Raw genomic sequence first — 24,712 nt, 5'->3', positions numbered from 1 at the left:
TTAGATGAGTTCTAAGGGTCGGATATCATTAGCCTGTGGCACGTTACTAATAGCCGCAGCCGAAGATTCGATTCCCTACCCTGATTCAAACCCGCTAACTTCCTCTCATGCTTAAAACTCTGCTGGGCGACCCCAATGCTCGTAAAGTCAAGAAATATCAGCCATTAGTGGCTGAGATTAATCTTTTAGAAGAAGAGATTAAACCGCTCTCGGATGACGAATTGGCGGCAAAAACCGCAGAATTTAAGCAACGGCTGACAAAAGCAAAAAACGAGAACGAAGAGAAGCAAATTCTCGAAGATATCTTGCCAGAAGCTTTTGCGGTAGTGCGAGAGGCAGGGATTCGGGTGTTAGGCATGCGGCACTTTGATGTGCAGCTAATCGGCGGTATGGTGCTGCACGATGGTCAGATTGCAGAGATGAAAACTGGGGAAGGAAAAACGCTGGTTTCGACGCTGCCTGCCTACCTCAATGCGCTCTTGGGTCGCGGGGTTCACGTTGTCACCGTAAACGATTATCTTGCCCGTCGTGACGCCGAATGGATGGGACAGATTCACCGCTTTTTGGGGTTGAGCGTGGGGCTGATTCAGCAAAATATGAGTCCTCCCGAACGCAAGCGTAACTACGCCTGTGACATCACCTACGCCACCAACAGCGAACTGGGATTTGATTATCTGCGCGACAACATGGCAACCTCAATGGAGGAAGTGGTGCAGCGATCGTTCCAATATTGCGTCATCGACGAAGTAGACTCGGTGCTAATCGATGAAGCCCGGACACCGCTTATCATCTCAGGTCAGGTGGAGCGTCCGACCGAGAAATATATGCAGGCCGCCGCGATCGCGCGTGCCCTCAACAAAGAAGACCACTACGAAGTCGATGAGAAACAGCGCAACATTCTTGTCACTGACGAAGGCTTTATCCAAGCTGAGCAACTGCTTGGCGTCACCGATCTCTTCGATCCACAAGATCCGTGGGCGCACTACATTTTCAATGCGATCAAAGCGAAAGAACTCTTTATCAAAGACGTGAACTATATCGTTCGCGGTGACGAAGTCGTGATCGTCGATGAATTTACGGGTCGAGTTATGCCCGGACGCCGTTGGAGCGATGGACTCCATCAGGCGATCGAAGCCAAAGAAAATGTCGATATTCAAAACGAAACCCAAACGCTCGCCACAATTACCTATCAAAATTTCTTCTTGCTCTATCCCAAACTGGCGGGAATGACGGGAACCGCCAAGACTGAAGAAGCGGAATTCGAGAAAATTTACAAGCTGGAAGTGACGATCGTTCCCACTAACCGGAAGACGCAGCGTAAAGACATTTCCGACCAAGTCTACAAAACCGAAGAAGCAAAGTGGAACGCGATCGCGCTAGAGTGCGCCGAGATGCACCAAGTCGGTCGCCCCGTTCTGGTTGGAACCACCAGCGTTGAAAAATCAGAACTCCTGTCAGGACTACTCGCGGCGCAAGACGTCCCTCACAACCTGCTCAATGCGAAGCCAGAAAACGTCGAGCGAGAATCTGAAATCGTCGCTCAAGCCGGGCGGAAAGGTAAAGTGACGATCGCAACCAACATGGCAGGGCGCGGAACGGACATCATCTTGGGCGGTAACTCCGACTACATGGCACGGCTCAAGATTCGGGAATACTTCATGCCCCGCATCGTACAGCCCGAGGATGAAGATGAATTTTCGGCAGGTCAGGGCTTTGCCGATCCGCGTACAGGCGGACAAGGCTTTGCCACCACGAAAAAGGTCAAAACCTGGAAAGTCACTTCGGATATCTATCCAACAGCGCTGTCACGAGAGACGGAACAAGCCCTCAAAGATGCGGTGATGCTGGCGGTGCAGCAGTACGGAGAGCGCAGCCTACCGGAACTCGAAGCCGAAGACAAGATCGCAACGGCGGCAGAAAAAGCGCCGACGATCGATCCGGCCATTCAGCGATTGCGCGAAGTGTATCGGATGATTCGCAAGGAGTACGATGCCTTCACCGATACGGAACACGCAGAAGTCGTCAATTTAGGTGGCTTGCATGTGATTGGAACGGAGCGTCATGAGTCTCGCCGAATCGATAACCAATTGCGCGGACGGGCAGGACGGCAAGGGGATCCGGGTTCGACTCGATTCTTCCTCAGTTTGCAGGATAATTTGCTGCGAATCTTTGGCGGCGATCGCGTGGCAGGCTTGATGAATGCCTTCCGCGTCGAAGAAGATATGCCAATCGAGTCGGGGATGCTGACGCGATCGCTTGAAGGCGCTCAAAAGAAAGTCGAAACCTACTACTACGACATCCGTAAGCAGGTGTTTGAGTATGACGAAGTGATGAACAATCAGCGTCGTGCCATCTATGCTGAGCGTCGTCGTGTGCTTGAAGGCCAAGACCTCAAAGAACAGGTGGTGAAGTATGGCGAACTAACGATGGACGACATCGTGACCGCCTATGTCAATCCTGAGCTGCCGCCCGAAGAGTGGGAACTCGATAAGCTCGTTAGCAAAGTCCAAGAGTTTGTCTACCTGCTAAGCGATTTGGAAGCCGATCAAATGGCAGATATGAGCGTTGGCGAAATTAGAACCTTTTTACACGAACAAGCCCGGATTGCCTATGACCTGAAAGAAGCTGAAGTCGATGCGCTTCAACCTGGCTTGATGCGTCAGGCAGAGCGTTTCTTCATTCTCAACCGCATTGACACGCTCTGGCGCGAACATCTCCAATCCATGGATGGGCTGCGTGAGTCGGTCGGTTTGCGCGGATATGGACAAAAAGATCCGCTGATCGAGTACAAGAGCGAAGGCTATGAACTGTTCCTCGAAATGATGATTAACATTCGTCGAGATGTGGTCTACTCGCTGTTTCAGTTTCAACCGCAACCGCAACCGCAATTAGAGGTCGAGGTGCTTTAAGTCCGTCGGTTTCAAACCCTTCTTCAGAGATTGAAGAAGGGTTTTTTAGAACTCAATGCAAAATCATCCCTACAACCTGTTGATCTGAAAGGCATGGTCTTGCCTCTACGATCGCAGATCCTTTAGTTCTTGGTCTGCCACCGCTCTCAGTTTGCTGTGAAAGTCTGAGGTGTCAGGCGTGGGCGTGAATTGGTGGATTGGTAAGTGACTCTCGTCTACAACCTCTGCCTCATCCAACAAAAATTCTTCTGTACTAGAGGCGCTAACGCCATTTTCTGTAGAACTATCTGGCTCGAAACTGACTTGAGATCTAGAAGGCGCAGTTGGTACATGACGTTCTGAGATCGACGCATCATGCAACTCTGACGAAACCGCACGATGCCGCGCGTCTTCCATCAGCAATTTTGTTCCCGCTTCTGAAGAAGCATTCAGGTGAGAAGTTGCTTGATTGATCAGCGCTTCCATCCCTTCTTGCACTTGAGCTAGCGATCGTAACGGTAATGCTTCAGCGGGAGCTAACGGACGGTCTTGCTCTAGGGCAGGAGCGGGTAACTCCAATTCGACTTCTTCTATTGGATCATCATAAAGCGGCTCATCGTGCTGTTGCTCTGCCAAAGCAGACCAGGCGAGCGGCCTGAATGGCTCAACTTCGGGAGGTAGGCTAGGCGCAGGCAGTGCAGGCAGCGTTGCTTCTTCTGGAAACGGGGCAACGGGAGTCACCGCTTTGCGAGGCGACTGAGCCAAATTGCGGGGAAATTTGTGACAAACGAGCCGTTCAAACTCATAGCTAAAGTGATAGCAAGGCTGCTTGCGCCGTTGCCATAGTTTCAAAATCTGCTCGACCGAAACGGCTTTGTAGCGTCCTTGGTACAACGCTTCGATCACCGCCCATCGAATCCAGCCTGCCGAATAGTCCTTGAGCCATTGATCCAGCAGTTGCGGTGCTGTCCGACTGCCCAAATCAAAACTGTAATAGGTCAGGAGATCGATCGCATGGGCGGTTGCAGTCTTATCTTCAAATGTTCCTTTTGCCGGGTTTGTCATAAGCGTTTTTGAAAAGGCAAAAGGTCGAAGGAGAACAGTAGCGTTCTTCTTTTTCCCTTTACTTAATTTTAATTAAGTCAGTACTCCTAGAATAAGCAATCTTGAAGCGCGCGATCGCAGCGTTTCTTGATTTCCTATCTAAAGTCTGATTGGGGTCTTATTCTGGTAATTGTTGCACACCTCCCTGCACAGGTCTCACGCCGCTTCCTTGAAACGGCTCGGTACCGCCACCTGTCCAGTTAAAGTCGCTAATTTGCAAATTGACCGAACCGAGTTGCAAAACCGGGTTATAGCGCAAACCAACACTGTAAGTGCGGCGACTGTATTCCAAAATGTAGTCGGTGCTAATTTCTCGCCCGCTTTGAACGTTATAACTGGTCTGAAATCCAATCCGAAGCGGGCCGTAGAGTTGTTGAGTGATTCCGGCAGAGAGAATGCGATCGTCGGCAATGCGATCAAATAAGAAAGGCGATGACCCATCACGGAAGGCTTGGGTATAGGAGATGTTAAATGCGGTGTAATCTAAAAAGTTTCGAGAGAAATGGCCAAATTGACCAAGTAAACTAACGGTCGCATTTACGCTATTTTGCACATCACCATTGCTGTATGCGGAGGTCACACCTGTCACGCCCGTTCCCAAAGCAAGGTAGGGCACAATGGGTACAGGCGAGTAGCGCAGCCCTTCGGTTGCGGTGGCGGGTAAGCCTTTTCCTTGCCACAGTAGAAAGCCTCGGCTGAGCGCGGCACTAGCTTGAAACCGGCTCAAGCTGACTCGATTGTTGCGGCGGTCGGCAGAGAGTAACTCCGGGCGATCGGTGTCTGCATTAACAAACTGATAGCCGACTTGGTAACTCGCATTAATGCCTGTGTTGCCAATCGCGATCGTTGGGGAGTAGAACAATGCGCCGATGCTGCTTTGGACATCTTGAAACCCGAGCGAATTGTTGAATAAGCGATTGCGATAACTCGCTTCTAAACTGAGCGTGTGGGTTCCAATCAGTTGCTGTGCCCGCAGACTGCCCCGTAGATTATCTTCAATTTTGCCAAAGTCAAAGCTGGTTAAGACTACATCGCCTCGAATTGCCGTCCGCGACGAGAGCGGAGCGGTCAACCGCGTTCTCAAGCCAAACAAATCGGCGAGTCCATTGCCGCCTTGAATGGCGCGTTGCACAAAAAACTGAGGCGTAACCGTAAATTGAATCGGGCCAGGCGGAAACACCTCGACACTGCGCTCAACGAATACGCCGCCGCGATCGTCGCCATCTATTCCAAGGTTAATTCCGGTGGCTTGACGCTGATTGCGATCTAAGATAACTCGATTTCGCAGCAGCGGTAGGGAGAAGCGTTGATCGAACACGAGGCGGGCGCGTGAGGCTCGCAGTTCATCCCGCAGCGGAGAAAGCCGGGTTAGTGTTGCCAGATCGGTGCGAAGCTCAAGTTCGGGCGGCGAGAAGGGATCGTTAGTAATGCGGACATTTCGCGCTTGCCATCCTTCCGGGTAAAACTCAATTTGCTCGGCTTCAAACCGCAGTCGGCTGACGGTTCCGTTGCTTTCAGGAATGGTTGCGACCCCTCCTGAGGTACGTCTTCTTGACCCTAGCGCAATGCCGACCGATCCTTGGCGACTGACTCCCTGAGGAGGTTGGTTGACCGTCAAGCGATCGCCGACTGACCCCGGCGGAATGGAGCCTGCGGTAATGTCAGTGGGCAGGTTGGGGTTAAAGTCTGTCTGGGTCGAAGGTAAATAGATTTCACCACTGGCTTGCTCGACCGTGCCTTCTTCTTGAATCAAGTTGTAGCGGAAGCGTTGTCCTCGCAGCACTTGGTCGCCGCGCGTTAAGGTGACGTTTCCCTCGGCAACGGTGAGCCGATTGACGAGATTGGCTTGCAGTCGATCAGCAGTCAATAGCGCTCCTCGAAATCTAAGCGAAACCCTTCCTTCGGCAGTAAAGATTTGGCGTCGTTCGTCGTAGTCTTGTCGGTCGGCTCTTAGCTCCAAATATCCCTGGTTGTTAAGTTGCTGCGTTGGGACGTTGGGTGCAGGCGTAGTTGGAGCCGGACTCGGTACAGGAGCAGGCGTAGGCGTGATCGGACTTGGGGTTGTCGGCGCAGGAGTAGACGGGGTTGAAGGAGGTAGGGGTGTTGTCGGTTGAGGAACTTGAGACGGCGGTAAAGGCGTAGAAGGAGACGGCACAGATTGGGCGCTTCTCTGTTCGCTTGGTTCAAGCCCAACGGCATTTAGAGATGTGACTGGCGGGGTTAACGCTTTCGCTCTCCGCAGCACTTTTGCGCTTTTCCACTGAGAGAGCGACAGGGGAGATGATTCTGGCGGTGTCGGTTGAGCAAGCCTTTCCTCTAAAGCTGTGCTTTGCGCCAATCGCACAATGTCTGATGAGTGGGGTAGAGAGGCAATTGGCTTAGAGGGACGCTCAGAAGTTCGGACGATCGCAGGAGGCTCAGGAGGCGGAACCGGGTAGGGCATAGAGTAATTTGTAAGTCGTAAGTCGTAAATGTATTAGCTATGACGGTGCAGTGAGAAACCGAATAAGTTGTAATCCGTAATTGGTAATTTGTCTATAGGAGCGGCGGGGTTAAAAATTTAGAGTTAAAAATTTAGAGACTATCCATGTCAACTGAAGTTCCAACTGTCATTTATCATTCACCAAAGCGTGTGGACTGAAGCTTAGCTTTACTTGCAAACTAAACGTTCAGAGCAAATTAAACGTTCAAGCTCTGAATGATCACTCCATAAAAAGAGGGCAGATAAACTGCCCCCAAAACCTCGCACACGAGGATGAATTACTCTAAGTCTCGGCGGTTAGGATTCCGCGAGGGGTCATTCGATAGGAAGCCGAAAACAAATAGACCCACAAAAAATGCCACAGTGATGTAAACAATGACCTTGAGCGTGATCATAACTGAATAACTCCAGGGGTTATGAAAGGCGTTGATAAATTCCGTCTGAACGGCAAGCGTGTTTCTATCTTACAGGAGTGCTGTACCGTTTTTAAGCGCCTACGACTCTCGCGCTGTTAACCAATTCCAAACGGCAATGAGTTTTGCTTCAACCCAAGAAACGAGATGATCTAGCCAACTCATCACTCTCTGCACGGGGGATTTGACGTAGCCTGCCGCGATCGCGTCTGTCTCGATCCAATCTGGTGTATGAGTAGCCGAATGGGACGTGTAAGTGGCTAAGCTCTCTTCAACCTCAGAGGGAGTCGGATTGATGGATGCGGGCGCAGTGATTTCGACGTGACTAGGCTGACGATCGCGGATGGTGAGATTACCCTTTTCAATCGGGTCATCTACCTTCAACTCGATGGGTTGATGCACGACAACTGACGTTCGAGCGTTGAAGTAGCGCTGCAACCATTGCTTAAACGAGCGACCGAGCAAAATTTTAGAGCGGGGGGCAAGGCGGGGTTGAGTCCGAGAAGTCACTTCTGGGCGTAAACCGTCTTGAGCGATTAGCGCAGAGCGCAACTTCAAAGAAACCGGATCTGCTAAAGTTCCAGCGATCGCAATTTCTGGAGCCGAGGTTGGGTAAGCAGGTGGACGACCAAACAAATCTGACCACGATAACCAGTTAGACTTTGCGGTGAGTTGAGGATCAGAGGCTTCTGTTGTGCCACCAAGATCTTCTGTTGTGCTACCAAGATAGGGATAGGACGGGGCAAAGCGTCGATCTTGTCCGCCGAAGAAGTAGTGAATGGCTGCCCAAACCAAGGCTTCTAGGTCTGTCCATCTCGGAAGTTGACCGAACGCGGTCTTTAAGTCTCCGGCGCTAGGAAGTTTTGGCGGAGTCACGTTCCAACTAATGTCTGACCCGCTGATATTTGGAACAAACCAATCTAGCCCAGTTGGAGATTGAATGACGGTTCCATCGGAGCCGTACGTTGTGGCTAAGGCGGATTCTTGAAATAGGTTAGTGGCGATCGCAATAGGTCCAGTCTGCACCCATGCCATGAGTTGCCGGAAGATGCGGACGGGAGGCAAGATCGTCGGGCGATCGTCGGGAAGCGGTAGCGGTGAGGACGCGCCCAAGGATTGCTGCTTGCACCAATGGCGGTAGAGGGCAAGCTCGAAAATAATGCGCTGCTGAATCTGGTGCTGTTGGTCGGGCGTGAGCGTGTCGAGAATAACGTTGCCGTTTAGGATCAGCACGAGGTTTCGCGTATCGAGCAGGGATGCGATCGCTTGAATCGGCAAGCGCGGCTTAACGATCGCGGTTTCAGAGGCTTGAGCCGCGATCGACGTTGAAGACGCTGAGGTGATCGGGGCGGGGGAAACGTCTGCTAGAGCATCGGAGAGGTTGACCGAAGCTGGTGATAAGAAGCGGCGAACGACGGTGACGGGCAGTAAAAGGAAGTCCAGAATTCTGCGGGGTTGCTCGACCGTAACTTGAGGTTCATGGAGTTCAGGCTGGACGGCTTGCGCAACTGCCGATAACACTCGCTGAATCGATGTGTCACTTTCAAGACGCTCTGGCGGTGCTGAATGAGGAGAGCCTTGATCAACCTTCAGGCTGAAAGTCGCTCGTTGTGCGGTCTGCTTCAGTTGGCGTCCGACTAGTCGTGTCGTTTGGTAAACGGCATACACCGGATAGAGTAAAATCTGAGCGCTCCAGAGCGTGGTGAGTTTTGCTTGTCTCAGCAACACACTCGTTTTGTCCGCAATCTTCTGTCGTTGACGAGACAGAAAACTGAGGAGATGACTTTGATAGCGACCGTTAGAAGCCATAGACTTAGGGAGCGGTGAAGTCGTCACTGTAGCGCTCCCCTATCATATTCGACTTTATGCTGGACTCTGCGAATCAATCTATTATTTCTGGTGTCATCCATCACTTGCGTCAACTGACTCAACGAGACGTGCAGAGCGATTGGCAGATCTGCACTCGCGATTGTGACATTACAGCGTTACCGGCTCAATCCTTCGAGACGGGCGAACTGAATGAGAAGGGCTATCTCGTCTGGGAGAAAGGGCGCAAGGTGCGCTGGTTTTACCAAGAATTTCGGTTGCCGGAAGATGTGCAGGGCTATCCGGTAGATGGGCTAACGCTGCGACTCGCGCTGACGTGGTGGGCAGAGGTTGCCCAAGTTTTTGTCAATGATGAAAAAGTTCAGGAAGGCGATTTGTTTGATCACTCCTGCCGAGTGGTGTTAAGTCAGCAGGTGGTTCCGGGGGAAGTCGTCCGCGTCGGAATTCGGCTTGTGAGTCCGGGGCACGATATCGGCGGACTGATGAAGTCGCGGCTAATGTACGAATCGGACTATGACGATATTGATCCGGGCTTCGTTGCTGATGAACTGGCGGTGTTGCAAAGTTATTTAGAAACGTTTGCGCCAGAGGAGTTGGCAACCGTTGAAGCGCAAGTCGGGCAGTTTGATTGGTTAGACGTAAGCGATCGCTCCAAATTACACGGCGCGTTGCAAAAATTGCGCGATCGCCTCCACTCTTTCAGTCCGCGACTCAAACAGCACACCGTCTTTATGGTGGGTCACGCGCATCTAGATATGGCTTGGCTCTGGGATGTAGAGGAAACCTGGAAAGCCGCCGAACGCACGTTCAATTCGGTGTTGAACTTGCAAAATGACTTTCCAGACCTCACATTCTGTCACTCGACGCCTGCTCTGTACCAATGGATTGAGCAAAACCGTCCAGAGCTATTCGCGCAGATTAAAGAGCGGGTGGAGGATGGACGCTGGGAAGTGATCGGCGGGCTGTGGGTTGAGCCAGAGATGAACCTGATCAGCGGCGAAGCGATCGCGCGTCACATCCTCTATGGTCAGCGCTACTACCAAGAAAAGTTTGGCGACATTAACCGAATCGCGTGGTTGCCTGACACATTTGGATTTAACTGGCAGCTACCCCAACTCCTGAAGCAGGGAGGAATGGATTACTTCGTTACCCAAAAATTCCGCTGGAACGATACCAACAAATACCCCTACGAAATGTTCCAGTGGCAAGCTCCAGATGGAAGCACGGTGTTTAGTCTGATGTCTTCTCCGATTGGTGAGGGCATCGACCCGATCGCACTGTCTACCTATGCCTGGGAATGGTTTACCCGAACTGGCTCAACCGATTGTCTTTGGCTTCCAGGCGTGGGAGATCATGGAGGAGGCCCAACTCGTGACATGCTGACGATCGCAAAACGATGGGAGAAGTCTCCGTTTTTCCCGACGTTGAAATTTATAACCGCGTTGAAGTATTTGGAATCGTTGGAGAACCGAAGTGCTGAATCGCTGAACTCAAAAGGTGGGTTGTCCCACCTCGAACATTCATCAACCCACCTCGAACATTCGGTGATGAATGATCAACATTCAAGCGCGATGCTTTTAGATTCAACGACGAATGATCAACCTTCAACCGCGAAGCTCGAACATTCAACGACGAAGCTCAAACATTCAGCCGCGAAGCTCGAAGGTTCAACGACGAAGCCCGGAGCTTCAACGACGAATGATCAACATTCAGCCGCGAAGCTCGAAGGTTCAACGACGAAGCTCAAACATTCAGCCGCGAAGCTCGAAGGTTCAACGACGAAGCTCGGAGGTTCAACGACGAATGATCAACCTTCAAGCGAGATGGATCAGGAACTGAACCCGATTCCACTTTGGAACGACGAGCTTTATTTAGAATTCCATCGTGGCTGTTACACCACCCACGGCGATCAAAAACGCTTCAATCGGGACTGTGAAGCCTTGCTATATCAGGCAGAACTGTTCGCATCCTTGGCCACCCTCTCAACCCAAGCCCCTTATCCAAAAGACGCTCTAGAAGCCGCTTGGAAAAAGGTTCTCTTTAACCAATTCCATGACATTCTGCCTGGTTCATCTATCACTCAAGTCTTCGTCGATGCCAATCGAGAGTGGGAAGACGCAAAGCGCATCTGCTCAGACATTCGCGAAACCGCACTCGGCGCGATCGCGGCTCAAATTGCCTTTCCTCCACCCCCTCATCCCGACGCACAAGCGATCGTCGTGTTTAATCCGCTCGGCTGGGCACGATCCGAAATCATCGAACTGTTTGTGCCACAGACAGAGACCGTGAAGCATTGGGGAGTCTATGACCTGCATGGACACGAGATTCACGACCAGAATTATTACGCCTATCGTCACAACTCCAAACTCGACGGGCATTCCATCGCCTTCTTAGCAGACCAAATCCCAGCGATCGGCTATCGCTGCTTTTGGCTTTGCCCAACCGAAGCCGAGCCAAAAAAACTCACCGTCCAGCAACCCGAATACATTTTAGAAAATGAGTTTCTGCGCGTCAGCGTCGATCCAAACACAGGCGATCTGGCGAGTATATTTGACAAGCAACATCAGCGCGAAATCCTCAGCCATCCTGGAAACCAACTCCAAGCCTTTCGCGACGAAGGGCAATATTGGGATGCTTGGAATATCGATCCAGACTACGCCCAACATCCTCTCCCTCCTGCAAAACTTCTAGACATTAGCCGCGATCGCGATGATCTGGGGAGCCATCACATTCATCCCGACGGAAAACTATTTGAATCGCGAATTCGAGTCACTCGACAAATCGGACAATCTATTTTTAATCAGGTCTACCGTCTTAAACACAATTCGCCTGCTCTAGAAATCACCACGACTGTAGATTGGCAAGAACGCCATGTCGTTGTGAAAGCCGCGTTTCCGTTAACAGTCAGTGCCGACCAAGCTACTTACGAGATTGCTTGCGGTGCGATTACCCGCAAGGGGAACTGCGAAGCAAATGAGCGCACCACAACACCAAAAACCGCACAAGAAAAAGCCCAATGGGAAGTCTCGGCATTAGGCTGGGCAGATTTAAGCGACAAAAACTACGGCGTGAGTTTGCTGAGCGACTGCAAACACGGCTACGACTGCCAACCCAATCAAATTCGGCTCACCTTACTTCGAGGGTCTGAATTTCCCGATCCAGAAGCAGACCTTGGTTATCACCAATTTACCTACGCGATCTATCCTCACGCTGGCGACTGGCAATCGGCGCAAACGGTGCGAAAAAGCCATGAACTAAAACAACCACTACACGCTGTACGACTCGATCCTAATCCTGAAGGCACGCTTCCGCCCGTTGCCTCGCTCCTCGATCTGCAATCCGAAAATCTAATGCTGACCGCTCTCAAGCAATCCGAAGACAATCCTAATGTCTGGATTCTCCGCTGTTACGAGTGTCACGGCAAACCTACCGATCTCAAGCTCAAAAGCGACCTTGGCCTTACAATTGGCTCTGCCAAGCCCCTGATCACGCACTCCGTCGATCTCCTCGAACGCCCCAATCCACGATCCGCTACATCCGCGACTCAATCCGCAGACACCCAAATCCAGCCTTGGCAAATCCGTACCTTCGCCCTAAACATGTCACCCTAAACCCACACTGACAAAGAACCGACAAAAAAAGGGTGCGCCGAAACACACCCACACTCTTAGTCCTCATGATCCTCAAACGGATCATCTAACGCCTGAGACGGCGGACCAAACGCTGTATAGACCGCATACCCCGTGATACCAATCACCACCGCGCAGATCGAAATGTTAAGAGCTATTGCAGGTTCCATAACGCGATTCAATTTATGAGAAGGATTCCTCTATACTATTACAAAGAATTTACAAATTCTGTCGAGACTATCGTTTTAAGGTGAGCCAATGGCACAACGCACTCGGTTGGGAGATGTTCTAAAACCCCTTAATTCCGAATACGGAAAAGTCGTTCCGGGCTGGGGAACTACGCCTCTAATGGGCGTTTTCATGGCATTGTTTCTCGTCTTTTTGCTGATTATTCTGCAAATCTACAACTCCTCGCTGATCTTGAACGACTTCAGCGTTGACTGGAGAAGCTTAGGCGGCTAAGGTTGTCATCACTGCTTGAATTTGCTAGTGCATGTTGAAATCCCAGCTAGTCTGGGATTTTTTTGTGAGGAATATCAGTTGGTGTCACGCTGCGAAGGGGGTCGAGAAACCCTTAGATCGCTCATTTGATGTTGGACGGAGGATCGCCTTGCGAATCGCCCAAAGATCGCGCGTCGAGTTGACCGGATGAAATGGCGATTATCCTTTCAGGAACAGCGAAGCGATCGCGCGAAGCGCTAAAATCTCGATACTCTCTCCCCTGCTGCTCCATGCCTCAGTACATTCTGAAACGGCTTCTCGGTCTTGTTCCGGTTTTATTTGGCATTACACTGGCCGTTTTTCTACTACTGCGCTTAATTCCTGGCGATCCCGCAATCGTGCTTGCTGGAGAACGAGCGACACCAGACCAAGTTGAAGCGCTACGCAACCAGTTAGGACTGAATCAGCCTCTGGTGTTTCAGTATTTCGCGTTTTTAGGGAATCTGCTGCGGCTGAATCTCGGCAATAGTTTGATCAGCGGAATTCCGATTTTAGAAGAGATTCGATCGCGGTGGACAGCCACCTTTGAGCTGGCGATCGCAGCTATGATTGTTGCTGTTCTGTTAGGCATTCCATTAGGCGTTTTAGCCGCTGTCAACAAAAATCGCTGGCTCGATCAACTCACGATGGGCAGCTCGCTGGTCGGAGTGTCGCTACCCGTGTATTGGTTGGGACTGCTACTGATCTATCTATTCTCGATCACGTTGCAATGGTTGCCTCCAAGCGGACGCATTGGAGTTGAAAGCGGATTAAGCTTTCAGCCAATAACTGGATTCTATGTTTTAGATGCCTTGCTCAGATTCAACCTGCCCGTCTTGGCAGATGTCCTCGCGCATCTGATCTTGCCTGCCTTGACCTTAGGCACTATCCCGCTCGCGATCGTAGCTCGCATTACCCGCAGCACAATGCTAGATGTGCTAGGTCAAGACTACATCCGCACCGCAAAAGCAAAAGGCTTGCCCGATCGATTAGTCGTGTTTCGTCATGCACTCAAGAATGCCTTGCTCCCGATCAACACCACGATTGGACTCCAGTTCGGAACGCTTCTGGGTGGCGCAATTCTGACCGAAACAATTTTTTCTTGGTCAGGCATCGGGTCTTGGATTTACGAAGGAATTTTGGCGCGAGATTATCCCGTTGTGCAGGGCGGAGTTGTGTTTGTCGCGATCGTCTTTGTGTTCATCAATTTGTTGGTCGATCTCTCGTATGCGTTGGTTGATCCACGGGTTCAGTTCCGTTAATCCCTGCTTACATATAATTCTTGCTTGATCGAGCGGATGAAGGGATAACGTGAATCGTTCATCTGCTACATCCGCTATGAATCCGTTGTCAATCAAGAATAGAACACAATAAATGAGACGCAATAAATGAGACGCAATAATTTGAGTGAACGCTAGTCAGCAATGAGACGCAATAATTTGAGTGAACGCTAGTCAGCGTCAATCAGATAACAGCCCCGAAGCAACGCGGCACTCTCAGGAATCAGAACGTCTTGCAACTTATAGACCTCCTGTAAAATCGCTAATTCGCGACCATACTCCTGCTGAACCGTGGAAAGCATAGAGTTCTCATTCGCCGCCGATTTCAGTAGATGCAGCGCCATGTTAATGCTAGAGAGCGGATTGCGTAACTCTTGATAAAAATGATTGAGCAAACCATCGCGCGTGCCAGAAGTTTGTGTCGCTTCCGGCGCTTGACTCAATTCTGAGCGATCGCGCTGATTTGTAACAGCAGGTTTACCCAATTGACTGTAGCGTTGAAGCAAGGCTTGGTGCTTCGCGAGGCGTCCAGAAATTGCTCCCAACAGTTCAACGGCGGTACAAGGTTTCGTCAGGTAGTCATCTGCCCCCAACTCCATGCCTTGGCGAATGTCAACCTTTGTCGTTCTAGCACTGAGAAAAATAAAGGGAATACTGGCGGTATCAGACGATTGCCGAAGATTGGTGAGCACACCATAGCCATCTAACTCAGGCATCTGAATATCACACAAAATCAAATCAGGATGGTACTCATGCGCGAGGTTGACCCCAGCAGTGCCGTTCTCACCTCCAATGCTATGAAAGCCTTCTGCCTCTAACAGATCGAGAATTGACTCCCGGACAGCTTGCTCATCTTCAATGACGAGGATTGTTTTCATGCGCTGTGTCTAACGGTAGCGTTACAGTAAATAGTGTTCCCTGACCTTCGGCGCTTTCAACAGAAATTGTGCCCAAGTGTAGATCAACGCACTGTTTTACAATTGACAACCCCAAACCAGTGCCTGGAATGGTCTTGGCATTGCTCGCTCGGTAGAAGGACTGAAAAAGATTGGCATGGTCAGCTTGAGGAATACCAATGCCCTGATCTTGAATGCGGAACGTGACCGATTTAGGATCGCGGCTGAGCGTAAAGTCGATCGGCTCGCCTGGGGTCGAGTATTTAATCGCATTCGACAGTAAATTGACCAAAATGTGGCGCAAGAGACGCTCGTCTAGACAGGGCAAGTCTGAAGGCGGTTGAGATGGCAAATCATCGAGGTGGCTCAATTGAATCGGGCAAACCTGTTCAGCAGGCTGAATCTCATCTACGATGTCTTGGCAGAATTGGAGGACATCGAGTTCGTGAGGAGAATAGCTCAACTTGCCCGCTTCGGTCTCTGCCAGCGTTAGAACATCGGTGAGAAGTTGGTTCATCCGCTTGACCGACAGTTGAATTCGCTCTAAATAAACATCTCGTTTTTCGGGTGTCAGTTGAGCGCTGTATCGTTGAATTAATTCGGTAGAAAACAGAATGGCGTTGAGCGGATTGCGAAACTCATGGGAAACGACCGAGACAAAGCGGGATTTCAGTTCATTCAGTTCTTTTTCTCGCTTCAGCGCCGCCTGAATCGCGGCTTCTGCTTGATGGCGAGATAGGGCAATTTCGATTGTTGTAATCAGTTCTCGATCTTCAAACGGTTTGAGAATATAGCCAAATGGCTCTGATATTTTGGCGCGGCGAAGCGTGTTCTCGTCGGCGTGGGCAGTGAGATACACGACAGGAACCTGAAATTCGGCGCGAATTTGTTCGGCGGTCTCGACCCCATCGCGATCGCCGCGAATCCGAATATCCATCAGCACGATGTCTGGGTTCAGCGTGGCTACCGCCTCTAGCGCTTCGGTGGCAGATGTTGCGATCGCAGCAACTTGGTAGCCTGCGGTTTGTAAGCTAATTTGAATATCTAGCGCAATAATACTTTCGTCTTCGACGATGAGAACAGTTGAAAATGGCATGATCACCCTTTAGGTTTCGACTCCGCAAACGCGATCGTAAAGCGGGTTCCTTGGCTCTGATCAAGGTAGATAACACCGTGTATCTGCTTGGTTAAGTTGCAAACTAACTGCAAACCAAGAGACTTTGTTTTGCGAAAATCTACATAGTCAGGAAAGCCAACTCCAGTATCTTCAACGACTAAAATGTACTGATTTTCAGGCTCGGCGCGTAAGTGAATTATGATTTTACCAGGTTGTGATTCTGAGAAAGCATACTTCAATGAATTGGAAACCAACTCGTTGATAATCAGCCCGCAGGGAATAGCAGTATCAATGCTAAGACGGACTTCGTCTATTTGAAGATCGAGTTCAACCACCCGCGAATTCATGGAGTAAGACCGGAGCAAGTCAGTGACTAAATTACGAATATACTCGGCAAAGTCGGTCTTGGCTAAATCTTCAGACTGGTATAATTTTTCATGAATCAGCGCCATCGCCCGCACTCGATTTTGACTGACCTTAAAGACCTCCAGCGTTTGCTCATCGTTAATGTAACCCGCTTGCAGTTTTAGCAGACTTGAGATCACCTGCAAATTGTTTTTAACGCGATGATGAATTTCCTTCAGCATCACTTCTTTTTCATCCAGTGAGGCGCGAATTTGATCTTCTGCCCACTTGCGATCGCTGATGTCTACGACTGACCCAATGATCTCCACTGGGTTGTTGTTGCGATCGCGAAACAGTTTCATCCCGTCGCGTAACCAGCGGTAGGAGCCGTCTTGATGCAGAAAGCGGTATTCACAGGTTAATTCACCCGTCTCTAGGAGCCGAGGCAGCGTGTTGACTACCTGGGGCAAATCGTCGGGATGAATGTGATCTACCCAGAAATGTGAATCTTTGAGATATTGCCAAATCTCGTATCCAAGCTGTTGAGTAACATTTTCACTCACAAACGTACAAGGCCGATTGGGAGTAGGCTGACAGGTGTAGATCACCGATGGATTAGATGACAGCAGATATTTCAGCCGTGACTGGGCGGCCATGAGCGTTCGTTCTGACCACTTGCGATCGTTGATATCGCGCTGCAACGCGACAAAGTGAGTTACGTTGTCCTCAGTATCAATAATCGGCACGATCGTTAAATCTACCCAAAACTCTGTTTTATCTTTGCGATAGTTAATCAGTTCGACTTGCACTGATTTTCGTTGCGATAAGAGCGTCCGAATCCGAGCTAACTGGGCGCGGTTGGTTTTGGGTCCTTGTAAAATTCGTGGGGTTTCACCGAGGATTTCTTCCGACTCAAACCCTGTGATATGGGTGAACGCGGCATTCACATACGTGATGATCGGATTGTCCAAGTCCGCCTGAGTAATAACCACCGCATCGCTGCCGTTAACCACGACCGACTCAAACAGCCGCAAGCGATCTTCTGCTCGTTGGCGCTCTTGCTGTGCCTGCGCCTCTTGCAAAACGATCGACAAATAATCTGCCAGCTCAGTCAAGGTTGCAATTTCATGAGTACTCCACTGGCGGGGCTGAGGCGCACTCAAGCTAAGTAGCCCAGTTTGAGTGCCTGAATGCTGGAGCGGAACGGTCAGCAGAGACCGCGTTTTTCGGGCGACCATGCGATCGCAGATCGCCTGCAACAGTGGCTCTTCTTGCACATTTTCAATACTGATTGACTGCCGATGCTCCAGCAGCTTGAGATAGTCAGACACCCCCAAATATTCGTCGATTTGGCCCTTGAGCGAGGGCATTGTTTCAGGTTGAGCCGAGTGAAGCACCTCGACGCGATCGCGCTCAATTACGCTATACAGCACCCGCACATCGCTGAAATGGAGTGCGATTTCTTCCACCGTTGCTTCGATCAATTGCATTACCGAGAGTCCGGCGGTGGCTCCTGTGGAAATGCTGTTCATCAATCGTAGGCAAACTTGGCTTTCTCGTAAGCTTTGCTCGATCTGCTTGCGTTGGGTAATTTCTTGCTGGAGTTGCTGGTTGATTGCCTGCAATTCTGAAGTGCGTTCTTCGACACGGCATTCTAATTCGGCTTTAGCGCGGCGCAAGGCTTCTTCTGCCTGAAGCTGAGCCGTGATATCCGTTGCCACACCGACTAATTCCAGGAGTTCGCCCTGCTCGTTGTAAAGGGGCGTCAGGCGATTGTCGAAGAACATGCCCTTTACTTCTAATGTGGAATTAAAGGCTTCTTCAGTCTCTAGGACTTGTTGGAGGTCAGCCAGAACCTCTGGGTAGTCGCGATAAAGCTCAAAGGCAGTCTGCCCAACTGCCTGACGTGGCTGTAATCCAATCGCTTCTAGTCCTTTCCCCTCAACCAAGGTGAATGTACCGTCTCGATTGAGCGCATACAAAATGGTGGGTGTATTGGTGACAACCGTTCTTAGCAGCGCTTCACTCTCTGCCAGCGCCGCTTCTGCTCGTTTTTGCTCGGTTACATCTCGGCAGCTAATTACTCTGCCAATCACGCTATCTCCCAGCATCAGGGGCTTAGAGTAGCGCTCAATGACGCGATCGTCCTTCAATTCAAGAATAATGTAGCTTTCTAAATCGGGACGTTCGGACTCTGTTTGAAGCTGTTCTAGAAACAGATCGGGCTGTCTGAGTTGCGCGATCGTATAGTCTAGAATCTGCTGATAATTCTTAAAAGAAAGCGCCGTTTCTGGCAACTGCCATTGTTGAATGAATCGGCGATTGAGATTTAAAATATTGTTGAATACATCGAGGCTGAGAATGCCATCTGCTGTCGATTCGAGGGTCGTCTGTAGCAGACAAAGCGAGTACTCTAGCGTGGTTTGAGTGTGTTTGCGCTCGGTGATATCGGTCGTCATGACCAAGATGCCCGTGTACTGTCCTTGAGTATCCAGAATTGGGCTGGCAGACACGATCGCCCACAAGTCTTGTCTAGACGGGTGGAGAAGCTTCAAATCCTGCTGTTCTTGAATGCCATAGCGGACGCGATCGAGACTTTTTTGGGCGAGTGCTTTGCTCCCCACATCCACAAAATCTAGAAACGGTTGCCCAATCAACGCTTCAACCGATTGACCCAACATTTGGGCTAATCGATCATTGGCAAACTGGGTTTTTCCCATCGCATCTAGCACCCAGATTCCTTCTGTTGCCGTTTCCATTAAGCGACGGTAGCGAGCTTCGCTTTCTTGCAGCGCCGCTTCTGCTCTTGCACAAGCTAGAAGGGGAAGCGGGTTGGGGGAGTCAACATCAGCAGACAACTGAGCCAGCCGTTCTTGCTGCACCTGAGCCTGCAGCCTCAGAGAGTTGCATTCTGCGGCAATCGTGGCTTCAAGGTCAATCTCGGCTTCAAGGTTCTCGGTTTGAGAAGGCGGATTGTGAGGGCTAATTGCCTCGGAAGGCCGTTGGTTTTGCGAGTTCTTCCGAGCCTGTTGTGTGGTAGATGAGTCCATTGGTTGCATGGCGGTTCCTTAGGAATGACCCTTGCGCGAATCGCGGGCAGCTTGCAGTTTGAATGGGATTGAGGAAATGTCGAGGTCTTCCCCGATAATGAAAATATCTCTGCGATCGTGCCATAGAAATTCCCAAATTTCTCTAGGTAAAATTATCGTAGAGTGAGCTTTGCGTAAGGCTCAAGGTTCGATAATTTGCGTAATTTTACGAATGGAAGCAGTTGCTCAACAGTTAGAACAGTTGGTCAGTCCCGCAGCATTGCTGGCGTGGAATGACGTAGAGGCGTCTCGGCAGCAGGCAATTCTACGATCGCTCCGTCCGGGGGCTGCGCCAGACTATGTAGTTTCTCCGAACACCGAAGCAGAATTGGCATCGGTAATGAGGTTTGCTCACCAACATCAGTGGCGCGTGTTGCCAATGGGCAGTGGCAGTAAGCTGCATTGGGGTGGATTGGTGTCAGGCATAACCTTGGTGATTAGCACCGAGCGGCTCAATCGGCTCGTTGATCATGCGATCGGAGATCTCACCGTCACCGCAGAGGCAGGGCTGACCTTCGCCAAATTGCAACAAATTCTCGGTGAAGCCGGACAGTTTCTCGCAATCGATCCCACCGTTTCTTCGGCACACGCTACATTAGGCGGCATTGTCGCCACTGGGGATGCCGGCTCGCTGCGTCATCGCTACCACAGTGTACGAGACATGCTGTTGGGCGTTACCTTTGTCCGCCATGATGGGCAGATCGTGAAAGCTGGCGGACGGGTTGTTAAAAACGTCGCAGGCTATGACCTGATGAAATTGCTGACGGGTTCTTACGGAACGTTAGGCATCATTACGCAAGTGACATTTCGGGTCTACCCGATTCCGCCTGCCTCTCAAACGGTTGTCTTGAAAGATACAACGGGTACAAAGCGCCGCCCAGACGCAATTGCGCAAGCCTTGCAAGCCTTACTTGGTTCTGCCCTGAGTCCATCTGTCTTGGATTTGAGGTTAGAGCAAGGACTTCGTTTAGTGGTTCAGTTTCAGAGCATCTCTGAAAGTGTGAAATTGCAGGTGATGCGGCTAGGTGAAATAGCATCTGCGTTAGACTTATCTGTAGAAAGTTATGCTAACGATGCAGAAGCGGATCTGTGGCAGACATCGAGAGGTTTAATGAGTGAAGCATCGCAGAGCCATGCAATTCTATGCAAAATTGGAGTAAAGCCTTCTAACGCTGTGGAAGCGCTTTGTGAGATAGAACGTTTAATGCCAACTGCAATGGCTGTAATTCATGCTGGAAGTGGCTTAGGTCAATTTGTAGTAGAGGGAGTGCGCTCTGTTCAGATTCAAGAGGTACGATCGCGGCTCCAAGCGTTGGGCGGGTATCTGTCCGTTTTGCAAGCGCCAACACAGCTTAAACAAACCATTGATGTCTGGGGTTACACGGGCAATGCTCTAGAGTTGATGACGCAAGTTAAAAATCAATTTGATTCAGAACACCGATTAAGCCCTCACCGTTTTGTAGGCAATATTTAAGATTTAAAATGCAACCCTCCAACGATTCAGCCACTTCTAAACCGCTGACAGCCCTCTTGGCTGAAGGAACAGGTTTTGATGCTCACCATCCTCCCGATCCGTCGGTGATCGATTCTTGCGTTCACTGTGGATTTTGTCTCTCAACCTGTCCGAGCTACCGGGTCATTGGCAAAGAAATGGATTCGCCACGGGGACGGATCTATTTGATGGATAGCATCAACGAAGGAGAAAGCTCGCTCTCCAACGCGACCGTGCCGCATTTTGATTCCTGTTTAGGCTGTTTGGCCTGTGTCACCACTTGTCCGTCTGGTGTGCAATATGATCAGTTAATCGCCGCTACTCGTCCGCAGATCGAGCGGAATTATGAGCGATCGCTGAGCGAAAAAGCATTACGACAGCTCATTTTCTCGGTTTTTCCCTACCCAAATCGAATGAGATCGCTGCTGCGTCCGTTGGGACTGTACCAAAAAACAGGATTGCAGAAGTTAGTGCGATCGCTCGGATTTCTGAAACGAATTTCTGCTCAACTCGCCGCCATGGAAGGAATGCTACCGGAAATTCCACCGCAAGCGTTTAAGGACACAATCCCGGCATTGATTCCGGCTCAGGGAGAGAAACGCTATCGTGTCGGTATGATTCTCGGTTGCGTACAACGGTTGTTCAATCCAGAGGTGAATGATGCAACTGTGAGAGTGTTAACGGCAAATGGCTGTGAAGTGGTTGTGCCACAAACACAAGGCTGTTGTGGGGCGCTGTCTCATCACCAAGGACAAGCAGAACAGGCAAAGATGTTTGCCCGCCAGATGATTGATAGCTTTGCTGACCTGAATGTAGATGCTGTTTTAATCAATGCTTCAGGTTGCGGGCACACGTTGAAAGAGTATGGTCATATTTTGGAGGATGATCGCGAGTACTGCACGCGAGCCAAGGAATTTGTGAGCAAGGTTAAAGATGTGCAGGAATTTCTCGCTGAGGTTGGACTAACAGCGCAGCGATCGCCACTTCAAGATGAGCCGCTAACCGTGGTGTATCAAGATGCCTGCCACATGCTGCACGGGCAGAAAATTAGTGTGCAACCGCGCCAATTGCTGCGACAAATTCCGGGAGTGAAACTGCGAGAGCCAATCGATGCAGCGATTTGTTGTGGGAGCGCTGGGGTCTACAACATTCTTCAACCTGAGGTGGCAGAAGAGTTAGGACGACAAAAGGTTGACAATCTTACGAATACTGGAGCAGACATAATTGCGTCCGCCAATATTGGCTGCTATGTACAGATTTCAAAACATCTGAAGTTACAGAGTAAAACTGTTCCGGTGCTCCATCCGATGCAGTTGCTAGATTATTCAATTCGAGGCGTGAAGCTACCGATGGGGCAAACGCCTGAAAAAAGTGGCGTAGGCTAAGAGCAGTCCCGCGATCACATGAATCTAGTTCGAGCGCAGGTAGAGAACGAACATGACTAGGTGAGAGATTAATTCTATGACCAGCGATTCTTTAGAACGCCAACCCGCTCGGTTGCCAAAATTACCCAAGCAAGCGATCTTAGCTAAAACCTTTCACTGGATTAATGTTGTTAGCGTATTTATTATGCTGACCAGTGGATTACAAATCTACAACGCTAATCCTGTTTTTGGTGGACGACAAGGGATGCATATTTTTCCGTTGTTCACCTTGGGAGGTTGGCTGGCAGGCGGACGCGACTGGCACTTTGCTGCGATGACGCTGTTCGCGCTCAACCTGCTTTGGTATGGAGTTTACATCCTAGTGACTCGGCGTTGGAGACATCGGTTTGTGGGGGGCAATGATGTAAAAGCGTTGCAAGTGGGACGCAGCGAAAAACGCAAAGCTTACGCGTGGCATCGCATTATTTACACCGCGATCGTACCCATCCTTCTCCTTGCAATCTTCACTGGAATTGGCATGTATAAACCCGCGCAGTTTTACTGGATCGTCGATGCGTTCGGCAGCTGGGAAGCCTTGCGAATTGTGCATTTTATCACCGTTCCGGCCGTCATCGGGTTTGCGATCGCGCACTCCCTCCTCGCCCTCAAAGTTGGCGGCACACAGCTTCTAGAATCGATGTTCTGGTAACTCTATGTTCCAATAACACAGTTCTGGCAAAGTAAATCTTCATCCCTCATCCCTCATCCCTCATCCCTCATCCCTCATCCCTCATCCATGCTCCGTCGCCAATTTCTTCACCTCACCGGACTTTCCAGCACAGGGCTTCTTCTGTCGGGCTGCGGCGCAAGCTATCTTGCCGATGTCGCCGGAACGTTAACCGAGCCATTTAATCAGAAGATTGAAGAGCTGCTGCTCAAGCCACAGACGCCTGTTCCAGAACTGCCGATCAGCCAAATTGAGCCAGAACAGCTGCTGATCAATACGTTTGGATTTACGCCCGAAATCGATCCAGCGAAATACCGGCTCACGATTGATGGCGACGTGAATCATCCAATGCAGCTTAGCTTGAATGAAATTTACAAACTACCGTTTCGCTCGATGGTGATTCGGCATGTGTGTGTCGAAGGTTGGGCAGCGATCGTCCAGTGGGGCGGCGTTCCGCTCCGAGAATTAATTCAACTAGCGCAGCCCAAAGATGGCGCAAAGTATGTTTATTTTCAATCTGCCGATCGCTATTACGAAAGTTGGGACATGGCATCGTGTTTGCATCCACAAACGCTCATGGCATACCAAAAAAACGGCGAGCCATTGCCGATTGACAATGGCGCACCTTTAAGACTCGCTGCACCGATTAAATTGGGTTACAAACAAAGCAAATGGGTCACTCGAATCACGGTGAGAAGCCAACTGCTAAGGAATCAGGGATATTGGGAAGATCAAGGCTATGAGTGGTTTGCTGGATTGTAACGGGATGAATAGCGTTAACTAGAACAATCATTCCAGCGTTAATGAATGCTGCTGAGAGCCGATTCAATCCTGCAACACACAATTTAATTCACTCTTTAACCAGGTTTGAAACCGTTGATTCAAAAGTTCTTGTCGCAATTCGGGCGTTAGTTCTGCGGATAAAATCTTTTCTACCCTGATTAAATGGTAGCCTTGCTCGATTTCGACAGGTTCTAAAACCTGCCCGATTTGCTGATCGAAAACGCTGGCTGCAATTTTAGGATTCAGCATCCAACGGTAAACCTGTGTATAGCCGCAGCATAGGTGTTGCTTATCCCGACCATAGCGGGAGGCAGCTTCGTAAAAACTGATTTCAGAATTTTTGATTTGGTAGAACACGTCTTGTGCTAATTGTTCATCAGAAAACATAATTTGGTAGAGCACCACCCGATCGAACTGGAACCGATTCTTGGCAAAATACTGTTCGACTTCTTGATCAAACAAGGTCTTGGTTAACTTTTGAACGAGCAAGCGATCGCAGATACCCGACTCCCAGTCATCGGGCGTCATTTGCTGGTCAGCAAGCCAAGCTAAGGTATCTGCCGACTGCTGTAGCCGATAGCGCTGTCGAAATTGGTCTGCCTCATACTGAATCTCTTGCAAAGAGACGCAGATTCCGCGATCGCGGGCCACTTTTTGGACAATCCGCTGATACACAATCTGTTGACAAACCTCTTTGTACTGAACGTTTTTTCTCAAAAATTTAACGATCTCGTCAGGCGCAGGAGAAGCTGCAATGCGATCATCCATTGGTAAAAGTCTGAACTGCTTAACAACA

The 24,712-nt window shown here is 50.2% G+C and carries 18 protein-coding genes; 8 read left to right on the top strand and 10 right to left on the bottom strand.

Going from position 1 to position 24,712, the window contains the following annotated elements:
• Positions 1-107: 107 nt before the first annotated feature.
• Entirely contained in the window at positions 108-2,909 is a 2,802-nt protein-coding gene (secA, locus tag AC5JLB_RS15780) for a preprotein translocase subunit SecA (RefSeq protein ID WP_495874781.1), read from the top strand.
• Between the two features lie 105 nt (positions 2,910-3,014).
• Here secA and AC5JLB_RS15775 read toward each other — a convergent pair whose 3' ends face one another.
• From AC5JLB_RS15775 to AC5JLB_RS15760, 4 genes are all read right to left on the bottom strand, one after another.
• On the bottom strand, positions 3,015-3,953 hold the full coding sequence (locus tag AC5JLB_RS15775; RefSeq protein ID WP_495874780.1) for a hypothetical protein: 939 nt from the start codon (positions 3,951-3,953) through the stop codon (positions 3,015-3,017).
• 157 nt (positions 3,954-4,110) lie between these two features.
• Positions 4,111-6,435 carry a DUF3769 domain-containing protein gene (locus AC5JLB_RS15770; RefSeq protein ID WP_495874779.1) on the bottom strand — a complete coding sequence of 775 codons (2,325 nt, stop codon included), beginning with the start codon at positions 6,433-6,435 and terminating at the stop codon, positions 4,111-4,113.
• 317 nt (positions 6,436-6,752) lie between these two features.
• Positions 6,753-6,869, bottom strand: coding sequence for a photosystem II reaction center protein I (locus AC5JLB_RS15765; protein WP_495874778.1), 117 nt, complete (start codon positions 6,867-6,869; stop codon positions 6,753-6,755).
• A 99-nt stretch (positions 6,870-6,968) separates the two neighbouring features.
• Positions 6,969-8,696, bottom strand: coding sequence for a hypothetical protein (locus tag AC5JLB_RS15760; RefSeq protein ID WP_495874777.1), 1,728 nt, complete (start codon positions 8,694-8,696; stop codon positions 6,969-6,971).
• A 56-nt stretch (positions 8,697-8,752) separates the two neighbouring features.
• On the opposite strand from AC5JLB_RS15760, the gene AC5JLB_RS15755 reads away from it, so the two are divergent.
• Complete coding sequence (locus AC5JLB_RS15755; RefSeq protein ID WP_495874776.1) at positions 8,753-12,325, top strand: alpha-mannosidase; 3,573 nt, start codon at positions 8,753-8,755, stop codon at positions 12,323-12,325.
• A gap of 56 nt (positions 12,326-12,381) precedes the next feature.
• Here AC5JLB_RS15755 and psbN read toward each other — a convergent pair whose 3' ends face one another.
• Complete coding sequence (gene psbN / locus AC5JLB_RS15750) at positions 12,382-12,513, bottom strand: photosystem II reaction center protein PsbN (protein ID WP_495693131.1); 132 nt, start codon at positions 12,511-12,513, stop codon at positions 12,382-12,384.
• 88 nt (positions 12,514-12,601) lie between these two features.
• Here psbN and psbH point away from each other — a divergent pair, with 88 nt between their 5' ends.
• Entirely contained in the window at positions 12,602-12,805 is a 204-nt protein-coding gene (gene psbH, locus AC5JLB_RS15745) for a photosystem II reaction center phosphoprotein PsbH (RefSeq protein ID WP_162424756.1), read from the top strand.
• Between the two features lie 121 nt (positions 12,806-12,926).
• On the opposite strand, the gene AC5JLB_RS15740 is transcribed toward psbH, so the two are convergent.
• A complete protein-coding gene (locus AC5JLB_RS15740; RefSeq protein ID WP_495874775.1) occupies positions 12,927-13,076 on the bottom strand; it encodes a hypothetical protein in 150 nt (49 codons plus the stop codon).
• Here AC5JLB_RS15740 and AC5JLB_RS15735 point away from each other — a divergent pair.
• The gene (locus AC5JLB_RS15735) at positions 13,075-14,085 is read left to right on the top strand and encodes an ABC transporter permease (protein ID WP_495874774.1); all 1,011 of its coding nucleotides are present in this window, start codon (positions 13,075-13,077) and stop codon (positions 14,083-14,085) included. The two genes, AC5JLB_RS15740 and AC5JLB_RS15735, sit on opposite strands and share 2 nt — an antisense overlap.
• 188 nt (positions 14,086-14,273) lie before the next feature.
• Here AC5JLB_RS15735 and AC5JLB_RS15730 read toward each other — a convergent pair whose 3' ends face one another.
• Genes AC5JLB_RS15730 through AC5JLB_RS15720 form a run of 3 tightly spaced genes read right to left on the bottom strand, consistent with a single transcriptional unit; the run spans position 14,274 to position 19,520 of the window.
• The gene (locus tag AC5JLB_RS15730; protein ID WP_495874773.1) at positions 14,274-14,981 is read right to left on the bottom strand and encodes a response regulator transcription factor; all 708 of its coding nucleotides are present in this window, start codon (positions 14,979-14,981) and stop codon (positions 14,274-14,276) included.
• Positions 14,959-16,095, bottom strand: coding sequence for a hybrid sensor histidine kinase/response regulator (locus AC5JLB_RS15725; protein ID WP_495874772.1), 1,137 nt, complete (start codon positions 16,093-16,095; stop codon positions 14,959-14,961). The genes AC5JLB_RS15730 and AC5JLB_RS15725 overlap by 23 nt, the downstream gene beginning before the upstream one ends.
• A gap of 2 nt (positions 16,096-16,097) precedes the next feature.
• The gene (locus AC5JLB_RS15720) at positions 16,098-19,520 is read right to left on the bottom strand and encodes a PAS domain S-box protein (RefSeq protein ID WP_495874771.1); all 3,423 of its coding nucleotides are present in this window, start codon (positions 19,518-19,520) and stop codon (positions 16,098-16,100) included.
• A gap of 202 nt (positions 19,521-19,722) precedes the next feature.
• Between AC5JLB_RS15720 and AC5JLB_RS15715 the strand changes: the two genes are divergently transcribed.
• From AC5JLB_RS15715 to AC5JLB_RS15700, 4 genes are all read left to right on the top strand, one after another.
• Positions 19,723-21,024, top strand: coding sequence for an FAD-binding oxidoreductase (locus AC5JLB_RS15715; RefSeq protein WP_495874770.1), 1,302 nt, complete (start codon positions 19,723-19,725; stop codon positions 21,022-21,024).
• Between the two features lie 8 nt (positions 21,025-21,032).
• Positions 21,033-22,427 (top strand): (Fe-S)-binding protein, encoded by a 1,395-nt coding sequence (locus AC5JLB_RS15710; protein WP_495874769.1) that lies wholly within the window; start codon positions 21,033-21,035, stop codon positions 22,425-22,427.
• Positions 22,428-22,503: 76 nt separating this feature from the next.
• Positions 22,504-23,115 (top strand): cytochrome b/b6 domain-containing protein, encoded by a 612-nt coding sequence (locus AC5JLB_RS15705; RefSeq protein ID WP_495874768.1) that lies wholly within the window; start codon positions 22,504-22,506, stop codon positions 23,113-23,115.
• Between the two features lie 87 nt (positions 23,116-23,202).
• Positions 23,203-23,895 (top strand): molybdopterin-dependent oxidoreductase, encoded by a 693-nt coding sequence (locus AC5JLB_RS15700; RefSeq protein ID WP_495874767.1) that lies wholly within the window; start codon positions 23,203-23,205, stop codon positions 23,893-23,895.
• A gap of 63 nt (positions 23,896-23,958) precedes the next feature.
• On the opposite strand, the gene AC5JLB_RS15695 is transcribed toward AC5JLB_RS15700, so the two are convergent.
• Positions 23,959-24,684, bottom strand: coding sequence for a peptidylprolyl isomerase (locus AC5JLB_RS15695; RefSeq protein WP_495874766.1), 726 nt, complete (start codon positions 24,682-24,684; stop codon positions 23,959-23,961).
• Positions 24,685-24,712 lie beyond the last annotated feature (28 nt).

It is taken from the genome of Myxacorys chilensis (assembly GCF_059505265.1).
Note: the sequence above shows the minus strand (reverse complement) of the source record. Positions and strands in the feature narration are given on the sequence as shown.